Below are 12,702 nucleotides of genomic sequence, written 5' to 3'. Positions count from 1 at the left end.
GGGGTCCCGGTTTGTATCGCGACCCACCGGCGGCGGGGGCCGCGCGGCCCATAGCCTTCTGCGACATGGACCCCGAGCGCCTCGTCTATCCGCTGATGAAGTACGTCGTCATGGGACCCGCCATGCGCGTCGCGTTCCTGCCCCGGGTGAGCGGCCTGCGGCACGTCCCGCGCACGGGCCCGGTGATCATCGCGGCGAACCACCTGGCGTTCCTCGACTCGTTCGCGGTGCCGCTGATCCTGCCGCGCCGGGTCCACTTCCTCGGCAAGCACGAGTACTTCACCGGGCAGGGGCTGAAGGGGCGCGCCACGGCGACGTTCTTCCGCGGCGTCGGGGCGATCGCGGTCGACCGGTCTGGCGGGCGGGCGGCGCTGGACGCGCTCGACACGGCGGCGGCGGTGCTGGCGCGCGGCGGGGTGTTCGCGATCCACCCCGAGGGCACCCGCTCCCCCGACGGGCGGCTCTACCGGGGCCGCACGGGGGTGGCGCGGCTGGCGATGCGGACCGGCGCGCCCGTCGTCCCGGTCGGGATCATCGGCACCGACCGGGTGCAGCCGCTGGGGCGGGCCGTCCCCCGGCCCGGCCGGATCGCGCTGCGCGTCGGCCCGCCGATGGACTTCCGGGGCCGGGACGAGGGCGTCCCGCGCGGCAAGGCCGCCCGGCAGGTCACCGACGAGATCATGGACGCGATCCAGGCGCTGTCGGGCCAGGAGTACGTGGACGAGTACGCGCCCCGCCCCACCGCGCAGAAGTGACCGCCGCGCCGTCCCGCCCGGATGTTTGAGCGTGGCCGAAAGGGCACGATCCAGGGGGACGGACGGAGTTGATGTGGAAATCAGCCTGGATCTCCTGCTTCCCCGGGACGCCGCGAGCGTCCCGGCCACGCGGAGGCTCCTGGACGCGGCGCTCGCCGCACTCGGGGTCGAGGAGCACATCCGGGACGACATCGAGATGATGCTGACCGAGGCGTGCAGCAACGTCATCCAGCACGCCGACCACGGCGCCCGCTACACGGTGCGCGCCACCATCCAGGACCGCCGCTGCACCATCAAGGTGATCGATTCGGGCACCGGGTTCGACGCCGGGCGCGTCCCGCTGCCCGACCTGTCGGCCGAGCACGGCCGCGGGCTGCTGATCATGCAGTCGCTGGCGGACGAGGTGCGGTTCGCCTCGTTCCCCGAGGACGGCGCGCTGGTCTCGCTGGAGAAGCGGCTCTCCTACGGCGAGAACAGCCTCGGCGGGCTGCTCACGGCGGAGAGCATCCTCGCCGACGCATTCCCGGAGGCGGACGGGTTCGCCGACCGGATGTTCGACCTGGCGCGGGCCGGTGACACCGGGCGGCTCATCGGCTACGTGGACGCGGGGACGCCGGTGAACCTGTGCAACGAGCGGGGCGACACGCTCCTCATGCTCGCGGCCTACCACGGCCATGCGGAGACGGTCCGGGCCCTCGCCGCGCGCGGCGCCGACCCCGAGCGCGCCAACGACCGCGGGCAGCGGCCCCTCGCGGGCGCGGTGTTCAAGCGGGAGACGGCGGTCGTGCGGGCCCTGCTGGACGCGGGCGCCGACCCGCGGGCGGGGTCGCCGTCGGCCGCCGAGACGGCGCGGATGTTCGGCGACACCGAGATCCTCGCCTGGTTCGACGAGGTCGCTCCCCCGCCCGCGTGACCGGCGCCGGGAGTCACCGGCCGGGACTCACCGGAGGCACGCGCAGCACCAGCACCGCCACGGCGAGCGCCGCGGCGGCGAACAGCCCGCCGGCGGCGAACGCGGCGTCCATGCCCTGCGCGACGCCGTGGCCGGACGCCGCGCCGTAGGCGGTGACCATGGCGGCCGACCCCAGCGAGCCGCCCGTCCACAGCATCGTCTGGGCGATGCCGGACGCCGACCCCGCGTGCTCGGGCTCCACGCTGGCGAGGATCACCGCGTTCAGCGGCATGACCGACATCCCGCCGCCCGCGCCCATCAGCAGGAACGGCACCAGCACCCCGGCGGCGTAGCCGTCGCCGGGCGACAGCCGGGACAGCCACAGCAGCCCGGTGGCGATCAGCAGCGCGCCCGCGATGACGACCGGCCGGGCGCCGACGCGCGCCATCAGCCGCGGCGCCAGCCGGACGACCGCGAACTGCGTGCCGACCATCGGCAGGAACGCCGCTCCGGCGCGCAGCGGGCCGTAGTGCAGGACCTGCTGCAGGTACTGGGTGAGGAAGAAGAACGAGCCGAACATCGCGGCGGTCAGCAGGAGCTGGGCGAGGTAGGACGCGGCGCGGTCGCGGCCGGTCAGCAGCCACAGCGGCATCACCGGGCGGCGGGCGCGCCGCTCGGTCAGCACGAAGGCGGCCAGCAGCACGGCGGCGGCGCCGAACGCGGCGAGCGCGCGCCGGTCGCCCCACCCGTCCGACCCGGCCCGGATCAGCGCGTAGACGAGCGCGGTGAGGCCGCCGGTGGACGTGACGGCCCCGCCCAGGTCGAAACGGCCGAGACCGGGACGGGCGAGACCGGGACGGGCGAGACCGGGACGGGCGAGACCGGGACGGGCGAGACCGGGACGGGCGAGACCGGGATGGCCGGCGCGGCCGGATTCGGCGCGGCCGGGGCGGCGCCGGGTCCCGCCGAGGACGCGCAGCGCGGCCGGCAGCAGGACGAGCCCGGCGGGGACGTTCACGAAGAACACCCACCGCCAGGAGCCGGCCTCGGTCAGCAGCCCGCCCGCGACCATGCCCACCGCGGCGCCGGCTCCGGTCACGGCGGAGAAGACGCTCAGCGCCCGTACCCGGGCCTGGCCGCTGAAGTGCTGCGCGATCAGCGCCATCGCGCTCGGCGCGGCGACGGCGGCGGCGACGCCCTGGCCGGCGCGGGCGGCGATCAGCCACCAGCCCGCGCCCGCCAGCCCGCCGAGCAGGGACGCGGCGGTGAACAGCGCGATCCCGGCGGTGAACGCGCGGCGGCGGCCGAACACGTCGCCGGCGCGGCCGCCGAGCAGCAGCAGGCCGCCGAAGGCGAGCATGTAGGCGTTCTGGACCCAGGCGAGGCCCCCGGTCGACAGGCCGAGGCCGCGCTGCACCTCCGGCAGCGCGATGGTGACGACGGAGCTGTCCACGCCGATCATGAGCTGGCAGCCCGCGATCACGGCGAGGACGGCTCCTGGGCGATGATGGGAGGCGGCGGCCTTTCCCGGAGTTGCGGTCTCCGGGGGCGCGGCCGTCCGCTCGTTGGACGCGGTCACAGCGGTCCTTCCCGAGAATTAAGGAACGGCGACGTACACTATGTGGGGAACCTACCACCGATGCGCGCAAAAGAGAACGGTTGCGTTCACTATTGTGGGGAGCGGGTCGTGACCCCTGCCACCCGCCGCCGCGGCACCGACCTGGAAGCGGCGATCTACGACGCCGTGTTCGCCGAACTGGAGCGGGCCGGCTACCGGCGGCTGACGATGGAGGGCGTCGCGGCGGCCGCCCGCACCGGCAAGGCCGCGCTGTACCGGCGGTGGAAGTCCAAGGACGAGCTGATCACCGACGCGCTCAAGCACGTGCTGCCCGAGCCGCCGACCGCGCCGCGCACCGGCAGCGTGCGCGAGGACATGGTCGCGATCCTGACCTGCACGCGTGACACCCTGGTCGCCTGCCGGGGCGCCGCGTTCATGATCCTCAAGGAGGACGCGGACACGGGCAAGGGGCTCGTGCACGAGGTCGTCCACGAGCGGCTGTCCCGGCCCGTCCGGGAGCTGCTCTACGAGGCGCTGGTGGAGGCCGCCGAGCGCGGCGAGATCCGGCCCGGCGCGGCGACCCGGCAGATCGCCAACGTCGGGCCGGCGGTGATCGTCTACAACAACCTGATCGGCGGCGGGCCCCTCACCGACGCCTACGTGGCGTCGGTCGTGGACGAGGTGCTGATGCCGATCGTCCGGCCCTGACGCGTCAGCGCGCCATCCCGTTGGCGCGGGTCGCGGCGGGGGCGGACGACGGCTCGTCCACGACCACGCGGTGGTGCCAGTACGGCGGCGCGATGCCCTCCTCGCGGAGCGTGCGGTGCAGGCGCTTGAGGAACTCGTGCTTGATCGCGAACTGGTCGCCGAACTCGCTGGACCGCAGGATCACGTGGAAGCCCACCGAGGAGTCGTTGAAGTCGTCGAACCGCACGAGGACGTTGGAGTCGGCGACGCCGCCCTGCACGTCGTTCATGACCTCGTGGCCGACCCTGACCAGCATCTCCTCCACCGCGTCCAGGTCGACCTCGTAGGGCACCTTGGCGTACACCAGGACCGACATGTCCTGCGCGGGCCGGTGGTAGTTGGTGAGGATCGTGTCGGAGAAGCGCTGGTTCGGGATGACCTCGATGTTGTCCGACAGCGTCCGGATGGAGGTGTTGCGCCAGTTGATGTCGACGACGTAGCCCTCCTGGCCGGTGGCCAGCTTGATGTAGTCGCCGGGCTCGATCGTCTTGGACGCGAGGACGTGCACGCCCGCGAACAGGTTGGCGAGCGTGTCCTGCAGGGCCAGCGCGACCGCGAGACCGCCGACGCCCAGGGCGCCGAGCAGCGGCGTGATCGACACCCCGATGCTCTGCAGCATCACCAGCACGCCGATGCCGAGCACGATCACCCGGGTGATGTTGGCGAAGATCGTGACGTTCGCGGCGACGCCCTGCCGGGCCATCGCGATCGAGGTCACCGACGCGGCGATCAGCCGGGCCATCGCCAGCGAGACCACGAGGATCGTCACCGCGGTGAGGATCCTGGCGATGACGTCCAGGGTGCCGCGCGGCAGCTCCAGCACCTTCGCCGCCGTCCACAGCCCGATCAGCACCGCGAGCGGCATCGCCAGGTCGCGGATCAGGCGGGCGGCGAGGTCGTCCCAGGCCCACCGGGTGTCGCCCGCCCGCCGGGTCAGCCGCCCGGTCAGCAGCCGCAGGAGGACGGCGATCGCCAGCGCCGCCGCCATCACGACGGCGGCGGCGATGACGCGCGTCCAGCTCAGATCGCCCAGGTCAGCCATGACGTGTGAAACTCTCCCAACCGGGGCCGGGGCCGGCCGCGCCGGCCGCATGCGGCCCGTAAGATCCCGATTTGCCGAGTTGTGAGTCTTGATCGTAGTGAAGGCGCGGCGGGCTCCGGGGCGTATCGCGGGGACATGTGGCCGCGGGGTCGGCCGATGTGGCGGATACGATCGATCGCGTGGTAGCGGTGGGAATGATGCGCCGGCTGGGGGTCACGGCGCTGGGACTGCGCAACGGCCCCCACCGGGTGACGGTCGAGCGCGACCTCGCCGTCCCCGCCGCCGACGGGGTCACGCTGCTGGCCGACCGGTACGCCCCGGTGGACGTCGACGGGGCGCCCGTCGTGCTCGTCCGGTCCCCGTACGGCAGGCGCGGGCCGTTCGGGCTGATGTGCGGGCAGGCGTTCGCCTCGCACGGCTTCCAGGCGGTGGTGCAGAGCGTCCGCGGCGGCTTCGGGTCCGGCGGCGTGTTCGAGGCGCTCGACGAGCGCGAGGACGGCCTCGCCACCATCGAGTGGCTGCGCTCGCAGCCCTGGTTCGGCGGGACGTTCGCCATGCACGGCCCGAGCTACCTCGGCTACGTGCAGTGGGCCGTCGCCGCCGACGCCGGGCCCGAGCTGAAGGCCCTGTCGATGCAGGTCACCGCCTCCACCTTCCGCGACGCGGTCAACGTCGGCGGCACCTTCGCGCTGGAGTCGGCGCTGATCTGGGTCGACCTGACCGCGCGGATGAAGAACTCCCTGTCCGGCATCACCACCGGCATCATGTCGCCGCGCCGAGCCCGCCGCGCCACCCTGTCCGGGCGCCCGATCGCCGAGCTCGACCGGCTCGCGACCGGCGCCCAGCAGCGCTTCTTCCAGGACCTCCTGGTCAACGGGCCCGACACCCCGTTCTGGGACAAGCGCGACTTCAGCCCGACCGTGTCGAAGGTCACGGCGCCGGTGAATATGACGGGCGGCTGGTACGACATCTTCCTGCCCTGGCAGATGAAGGACTACGCGGCCCTGCGCGCCGCCGGCCGCCGCCCCTACCTGACGATCGGCCCCTGGTTCCACGCCGACCAGCGGATGATGCGCGGCTCGGTCGCCGACTCCATCGCCTGGTTCCGCGCCCACCTCCTCGACGACCCGTCCGGGCTGCGGGAGAACCCCGTCCGGCTCTACATCACCGGCGCGGACGAGTGGCGCGAGTTCCCCGACTGGCCCGTCCCCGGCATGCGCGAGGAGCGCTGGCACCTGCGGCCGGGCGGGGCGCTGTCCACCGCCGCCCCGCCCGAGTCCGAGCCCGACGCCTACCGGTACGACCCGAACCACCCGACGCCGTTCCTCGGCGGGCCCACGCTGCTCGGCGAGACCCGGCCGTCCACCGACCAGCGGCGGCTGGAGCGCCGGCGCGACGTGCTCACCTACACCTCCGAGGTCCTGGACGACGACCTGGAGATCATCGGCCCGGTCACCGCCGACCTGCACATCCGCTCGAACCGGGAGCACACCGACTTCGTCGTCCGGCTCTGCGACGTCGACCCGGACGGCGTGTCGCTCAACCTCTGCGAGGGCATGCGGCGGCTCGTCCCCGGCACCCCGGAGGCCGGGGCCGACGGGGTGCGGCGGGTCGCCGTCGAGCTGTGGCCCGCCGGGCACCGCTTCCGCCGCGGCCACCGCGTCCGCGTCCAGGTCGCGAGCGGCGCCTACCCGCGCGTCGCCCGCAACCCCGGCACCGGCGCCCCCATCGGCACCGCCACCGAGATGCTCACCGCCGACCAGGAGATCTTCCACGACCCCGGCCGTCCGTCCGCCGTCGTCCTCCCGGTCGTCCCACGGCACCCGGCCGCCTAGCGGGCGCTGCTACGGGCCTTGGAGGGCGCGGCCCCTAGAGGGCGCGGAGGGCGGCGAGGGCCTTGTCGGCGTGCACGTTCATCCGCACCTCGCTCTTGACCACGGCGCGGACGCGCCGGTCGGTCCCGATGACGAAGGTCCGGCGCCGGGTGGGCAGCAGCGCCACGCCGCGCTTGACGCCGAAGCGGGCGCGGACCTCGCCGGACGGGTCCGACAGCAGCGGGTAGCCGAGGGAGTGCCGGTCGGCGAACTCCTTCTGCTTGCCGACCGGGTCGGCGCTGATGCCGACCGGATGGCCGCCCGCCGCGGCGAGTTCGGCGACCAGGTCGCGGAAGTGGCACGCCTCGGCGGTGCAGCCGGGGGTCATCGCGGCCGGATAGAAGAACAGGACCACCGGGCCCTTCTCCAGCAGGCCGGTCAGGGTGCGGGGCTCGCCCATCTCGTCGGGCAGCTCGAAATCGTCAACGATGTCACCGACGTTCATGCCCGGAACCTACACGCACGCCCGGAACCTGCACGCGGGGAGCTACGCGCCGGGAACCTGGCGGAGCAGCTCCGCGATGGCTCCGGGGGCCCAGGCGCCGCGGGCGCCGGGCCGTCCGGCCAGGTAGGACGCGGCGCGGGCGGCGGGCCAGCCGTGCGCCTCGCGCAGCCCGTTGCCGAGCATGGCCAGGTACGCGGCGGTCGGCGCGGTCGGCGGCGCCGGGTGGGGCGCGGTGAAGGTCAGCATGGGGCGGCCCGCCCGCTCGCCCACCTTCAGGACGGTCTCGTAGCGGCCGGGCCCGAGGCACTGGCGCCCGGTCGCCAGGACCTCGGTGAGGTCGTGGTCGGTGCCCGCGTCGCCGTGCATCTCCTGGGACAGGACGTCGCAGAACTGGGCGCGGGTGAGCAGGTAGGCGCGGGCGGCGGCGCGTCCGGGCAGGGCGGGGTCGTAGAAGGCCATCCCGCCGCCCCAGGTCACGGACGTGTGCGCGAAGTAGATCCCGCCCGGGATCGTGATCGACTGCTCGGCGCGGGCGGGCCGCGGGTCGCGGCAGCCGGCGTAGCCGCGGGCGGCGCCGCGCGGCCGGCCGCCAGCGAGGTAGCAGCGGAACCTCTCCCGGTAGAGGTTCGAGCCGTAGGCCACATACCAGATCGGTTCGTCACTCATCTGGTCCAGTATCACCGCCATCTGGTCCAGTATCGCCGCAGGTCGGTGGTGGTTTCATGGGGTCGGACCGGGCCGGGTGCCGTTTCGCCAGGTTTGACAGTGAGTGCCGGTGGAAATGAAACTGGCCGAGCAGGTGTCTACGACGCAGATACCTCCGTGCTTCCCCTGTGTTGTCCCGGAGGATCCGTCATGCATCGCACGCTCAACATCGCTCTGGTGTCCGCCTCCGACCTCGACGGCGAACACCAGCAGTCCATCCACGTCCGGGATCTCGCTCGTTCGCTCACCCGCCCGCTCGTCTCGGACGGGGAGCCGAACCAGGTCACGGTCTACGCGCGGCGGCAGGACCCGTCCGCCCGCGGCCGCACCCGGCTCGCCCCGGGCGCCGCCCTCGTCCACCTCGACGCCGGGCCGGCCCGCCCGCTGCCGGACGAGGAGCTGCTCGCGCACCTCCGCGACTTCGCCGACGGGCTGCGCCGCCGCTGGTCCGGGGCCGGGCGCCCCGACATCGTGCACGCGCACGGCTGGATCGGCGGCCTCGCCGCCTGCGCCGTCGCCCGCGAGCTCGGCATCCCGTTCGCGCAGAGCTACCACGGGGTGGCCGCGTCCGACCGCCGCGCCGGGCGCCGCGTGCACCCGCACCGCGACCGGCTGGAGAAGGCCATCGGGCGCGACGCCGACATCGTCCTCGCCGGGCACGCCGAGGAGGCCGGGCAGATCGTGCGGATGGGCGTGCCGCGCCCGTCGGTCTCGGTCGTCCCCTACGGCGTGGACGGCGACCTGTTCTCCCAGGTCGGCCCGGCCATGCCGCACGGCGGCCGGCCGCGCCTGGTGATGGTGTGCGACGACCTGGAGACCGGGGACGTCGCCACCGCGCTGCGCGCCCTCGTGCACGTCCCGGACGCCGAGCTCGCCGTCGCCGGCGGGCCGCAGCGCGAGGACCTGGAGAGCGACCAGGGGGTGCACCGGCTGCGCCTGCTCGCCAAGGAGCTGCACGTCGCCGACCGGGTGATCTTCCTCGGCCGGCTGCCGCACAAGAACCTGCCGAAGCTGCTGCGGACCGCGAGCCTGGTGCTCTGCCTGGCGCCGCACGAGCCGTGCCCGTCGGTGCCGCTCGCGGCCATGGCGTGCGGCGTGCCCGTCGTCGCCACCCCGGCCGGCGGGAACGCCGACGAGGTCCTCGACCACATCACCGGGCTGCACGTCCCGGCGGGGCGCCCGGTCGTGATCGGCCGCGCCGTCCGGCACCTGCTGTCCGAGGAGACGACGCTGCACGGCTACTCGATCGCCGCCGCCGACCGCGCCCGCTCCCGCTACTCGCTGGAGCGGATCGCCGCCGAGACGCTGCGCGCCTACCTGAAGGTGCTCCCCGTGCCCGAGCCGGAGCCGGTGGACGAGGACGAGACCGAGCACGAGACCGGCAAGACCCCGGCGCTGGTCGGCTGACCGCCCTCCAGCCCCCTGTCACGCGGGCCCCGGTATCCCTCCCCGGAACCGGGGCCCGTGCACGTCCGGTCCGCTGCGATACTCGACGGTATGAGCGGGGTGCTGATCGGCCGGGCGGCGGAGCTCGCGGAGCTGACCGCCGCGCTGGAGCGCGCGGACGCGGGCGGCGCCGGGGTCGTGCTGGTCAGCGGCGACGCGGGCGTGGGCAAGACGCACCTGGTGTCCGCGCTGGTCCGGGCCGCGCGCGCCGGGGACCGCGCGGTGCTCGTCGGGCAGTGCGCGGAGCTGGGCGAGAGCATGCCGTACCTGCCGCTCGCGGACGCGCTGTGGACGGCCGCGCAGCCGGGCTCGCCGGAGTCCGAGCAGGTCCGCGCGGCGCTCGACGCCCGGCCGGTGCTGAAGAGCCTGCTGCCGGACGGCGACGGCGACCCCGGCGCGGCCTCGGAGCTCGGCCAGCAGCGGCTGTTCGGCGCGGTGCTCGGGCTGCTCGGCGAGCTGGGGCGGGAGCGGCCCGTGCTGCTCGTCCTCGAGGACCTGCACTGGGCCGACCGGTCCACCCGGCACCTGCTGACGTTCCTCAGCCGCGTCCTGCAGCACGAGCGGGTCTGCCTGGTCGGCACCTACCGGTCGGACGACCTGCACCGGCGGCACCCGCTGCGGCCGGTGGTGGCGGAGCTGCTGCGGCTGCCGAACGTGACCGGCGTCGAGGTGCCGCCGTTCGGCCCCGGCGAGACCGCCGCGTACCTGGCGGAGCTGTCGCGCGGGTCGGCGCCGGTGACCGCGGAGGTCGTGGAGCGGGTCCACCGGCGCTCGGAGGGCAACCCGTTCTACGCGGGCGAGCTGTACTCGGCCGGCCCGGAGCTGCGGGACGCCTCGGCGGAGCTGCCGTCCGGCCTCGCCGACCTGCTGCTGTCGCGGGTGGAGCGGCTGTCGGAGGGCGGGCGGCGGGTCGTGCGGGTCGCGGCGGTCGCCGGCCGGCGGATCGACGACGAGCTGGTGCGGCGGGTGTCCGGGCTGGACGAGGCGGAGGCCGGCGAGGCGCTGCGCGAGGTCGTGTCGCACCAGCTGCTCCTCCCGTCCGGGACGGGCTACACCTTCCGGCACGCGCTGCTGCGCGAGGCCGTCTACGCCGACCTGCTGCCGGGCGAGCGGACCCGGCTGCACGCCGATTTCGCCCGCCTGCTCGCCGGCCTCCCCGACGGGACGCGCGGCTCGGCGGCGGAGCTGGCCCACCACAGCCTCGCCGCGCACGACCTGCCCGCCGCGTTCGCCGCGTCCGTCCGGGCGGGCCGGGAGGCCGACCGGCTCGGCGCGCCCGCCGAGGCGTTCGAGCACTACGAGCGGGCGCTGGAGCTGTGGGACGCCGTCCCCGGGGCGGCGGAGGCCGCGGGCACCGACCGGGTCCGGCTGTCGCTGGCGGCGGCGCAGGCGTCCGCGCGGGCCGGCGAGGTGCGGCGCGCGGCGCACCGGCTGCGCCGCCTCCTGGACGCCACGGGCCCCGACGACCGGGCCCTCGGCTCGGTGATCCGCGAGCACCTCGCCGGGTACATGCTCGACCTCGACGAGCTGGAGGACGGGGTGCGCATGGCGCGGGAGGCGGTGCGGATGCTGCCCGCCCACCCGCCGAGCACCGAGCACGCCTGGGCCCTGTCCGCCTACGCCCGCGCGCTGCTCTACATCGACCCGGACGGCGAGATGCCGGAACTGGCGGAGAAGGGCGCCGCGTACGCGCGCGAGGCCGGCTCGCTCGGCGCCGAGGCGGCCCTGCTGGTCACGCTCGGCCTCTACCGGGAGTCGCGCGAGGCCGACAGCGGCGTCGCCGAGCTGTTCGCGCGGGCCCGCGACCTCGCCGACGCCGCCGGCGACAGCCCGCAGGCGGCGCTGCGCGCCCGGTTCCAGTACGCCCGCGCGGTGTTCGATCGCGGCGACCTCGCGGGCGCCGCCGCGGCGACCGACGAGGGCGTCCGGGTCGCGCTGGACGGCGGCGTCGAATGGAGCATGTACGGCAGCGCCCTGCGGACCCTGCGGTACCTCGTCCGGTACACGACCGGGGACTGGGCGGAGGCCGGCCGGATCGCGGCCGGGTTCCCGCTCCAGGTGGTGCGGCCGCACGAGGCGCAGGTCTCGGCGTACGCGCTATTCGTCGAGGTCGCGCGGGGGCTGCCCGTCGCCGACGAGCGGCTGGCCTGGATCGCGCCGCTGTGGCACGAGGACCAGCTGGCCAACTACATCGCGCGGGGCCTCGCCGCCGAGCACGCCCTGTGGCGGGGCGAACCGCGGGACGCCCTCGCCCATGTCGACGCCATCTCCGACACGCTGTACGGCGGCGGCGCGCCGTTCATCCGCATCGCCGCGACGGGCCTGTGGGCCCACGCCGAACTGGCGGCGCGGGCCCGCGCCGCCGGCGACGGCGACGCCGTCCGGCGGTCGGCCGAGGCCGCCGACGACCTGCTGCGGCGGGCGCGGCGGGCCGCCGAGTTCACCGAAGAGGGAGAGCCCCGCCACTGGCTCGGGTTCGAGGGCCTGGCGTGGGTGGCCCGCGCCGAGGCCGAGCGGCGCCGCGTGGACGGCGTCCACGACGCCGGCCTGTGGCGGAAGTCCGCCGACCTGTTCACCTACGGCGCCCCGGACGGCGGCTTCGTCTACGAGGTGGCGCGCTCCCGCTGGCGGCTGGCGGAGGCGCTGGCCGAGAACGGCGACCGCGAGGCCGCCGCCGAGGAGTGGCGCAGGGCCGTCGCGACCGCCGAGCGCCTGGAGGCGCGGCCGCTGCTCGCGGCGCTGCGCGACCTCGGCACCCGCGCCCGGCTCGGCCCGGGCCGCCCCGCCGCGCGGGACCGGCCCGGCGGGGGCGGGCCGCTCTCCGCCCTCACCGCCCGCGAGCGCGAGGTCCTGAAGCTCGTCGCGGAGGGGCGCAACAACCGCGAGATCGCGGCGGAGCTGTTCATCTCGCCGAAGACGGCGAGCGTGCACGTCTCCAACATCCTCGCGAAGCTGGACGTCACGAGCCGCACCCAGGCCGCCGCCGTCGCCCACCGCGAAGGGCTCTGACCGCTTCGCTTCCGCACCCGAATTGGGGCGATCTTGCGCGGGAATGGCGGTGGCGGTAATGTGCGGCCCGTGACTGCCGGGTCGGCCTTGGGCCACGAGCGAGTGAGGTTCCCGGCCTCCGAGTGAGGCCGGTGCGGGCACGCGGCCCGCCTCCGTTCTTCGCGTCTCCCCTTCTTCTTTCGCACGCGCGCAGCGTGACGTCAACGGGCATGCCCGTGCTTCCGGCATG

General features: G+C 75.0%; 10 protein-coding genes. 6 read left to right on the top strand and 4 right to left on the bottom strand.

The window, feature by feature from the left end:
* Positions 1-65 precede the first annotated feature (65 nt).
* Positions 66-755 (top strand): lysophospholipid acyltransferase family protein, encoded by a 690-nt coding sequence (locus CHF16_RS06275; protein WP_089324955.1) that lies wholly within the window; start codon positions 66-68, stop codon positions 753-755.
* Positions 756-828: 73 nt separating this feature from the next.
* A complete protein-coding gene (locus CHF16_RS42135; RefSeq protein ID WP_425427476.1) occupies positions 829-1,668 on the top strand; it encodes an ATP-binding protein in 840 nt (279 codons plus the stop codon).
* 13 nt (positions 1,669-1,681) lie between these two features.
* Here CHF16_RS42135 and CHF16_RS06260 read toward each other — a convergent pair whose 3' ends face one another.
* Positions 1,682-3,226: an MFS transporter gene (locus CHF16_RS06260; protein WP_245868257.1), complete on the bottom strand. Its 1,545-nt coding sequence runs from the start codon at positions 3,224-3,226 to the stop codon at positions 1,682-1,684.
* Positions 3,227-3,334: 108 nt separating this feature from the next.
* On the opposite strand from CHF16_RS06260, the gene CHF16_RS06255 reads away from it, so the two are divergent.
* Positions 3,335-3,913 carry a TetR-like C-terminal domain-containing protein gene (locus CHF16_RS06255; protein ID WP_218826540.1) on the top strand — a complete coding sequence of 193 codons (579 nt, stop codon included), beginning with the start codon at positions 3,335-3,337 and terminating at the stop codon, positions 3,911-3,913.
* A 4-nt stretch (positions 3,914-3,917) separates the two neighbouring features.
* On the opposite strand, the gene CHF16_RS06250 is transcribed toward CHF16_RS06255, so the two are convergent.
* Entirely contained in the window at positions 3,918-4,994 is a 1,077-nt protein-coding gene (locus CHF16_RS06250; protein ID WP_089324953.1) for a mechanosensitive ion channel family protein, read from the bottom strand.
* Between the two features lie 179 nt (positions 4,995-5,173).
* Between CHF16_RS06250 and CHF16_RS06245 the strand changes: the two genes are divergently transcribed.
* Positions 5,174-6,829 carry a CocE/NonD family hydrolase gene (locus CHF16_RS06245; RefSeq protein ID WP_342750076.1) on the top strand — a complete coding sequence of 552 codons (1,656 nt, stop codon included), beginning with the start codon at positions 5,174-5,176 and terminating at the stop codon, positions 6,827-6,829.
* Positions 6,830-6,863: 34 nt separating this feature from the next.
* Here the strand turns inward: CHF16_RS06245 and CHF16_RS06240 are convergent, their stop codons facing one another.
* Together CHF16_RS06240 and CHF16_RS06235 are read right to left on the bottom strand one after the other, a co-directional pair.
* The gene (locus tag CHF16_RS06240) at positions 6,864-7,313 is read right to left on the bottom strand and encodes a peroxiredoxin (protein WP_089324951.1); all 450 of its coding nucleotides are present in this window, start codon (positions 7,311-7,313) and stop codon (positions 6,864-6,866) included.
* A 42-nt stretch (positions 7,314-7,355) separates the two neighbouring features.
* Complete coding sequence (locus CHF16_RS06235; protein WP_218826539.1) at positions 7,356-7,979, bottom strand: histone deacetylase; 624 nt, start codon at positions 7,977-7,979, stop codon at positions 7,356-7,358.
* A 189-nt stretch (positions 7,980-8,168) separates the two neighbouring features.
* Here CHF16_RS06235 and CHF16_RS06230 point away from each other — a divergent pair, with 189 nt between their 5' ends.
* Both CHF16_RS06230 and CHF16_RS41810 read left to right on the top strand, forming a co-directional pair.
* On the top strand, positions 8,169-9,425 hold the full coding sequence (locus CHF16_RS06230; RefSeq protein WP_089324949.1) for a glycosyltransferase: 1,257 nt from the start codon (positions 8,169-8,171) through the stop codon (positions 9,423-9,425).
* 90 nt (positions 9,426-9,515) lie between these two features.
* The gene (locus CHF16_RS41810) at positions 9,516-12,473 is read left to right on the top strand and encodes a helix-turn-helix transcriptional regulator (RefSeq protein WP_089324948.1); all 2,958 of its coding nucleotides are present in this window, start codon (positions 9,516-9,518) and stop codon (positions 12,471-12,473) included.
* Positions 12,474-12,702 lie beyond the last annotated feature (229 nt).

The sequence above is a fragment of the Actinomadura meyerae genome (genome assembly GCF_900188445.1).
Classification (GTDB): Bacteria; Actinomycetota; Actinomycetes; order Streptosporangiales; family Streptosporangiaceae; genus Spirillospora; species Spirillospora meyerae.
The sequence above is the reverse complement of the archived record's forward strand: the minus strand, read 5'-3'. Positions and strand labels throughout refer to the sequence as shown.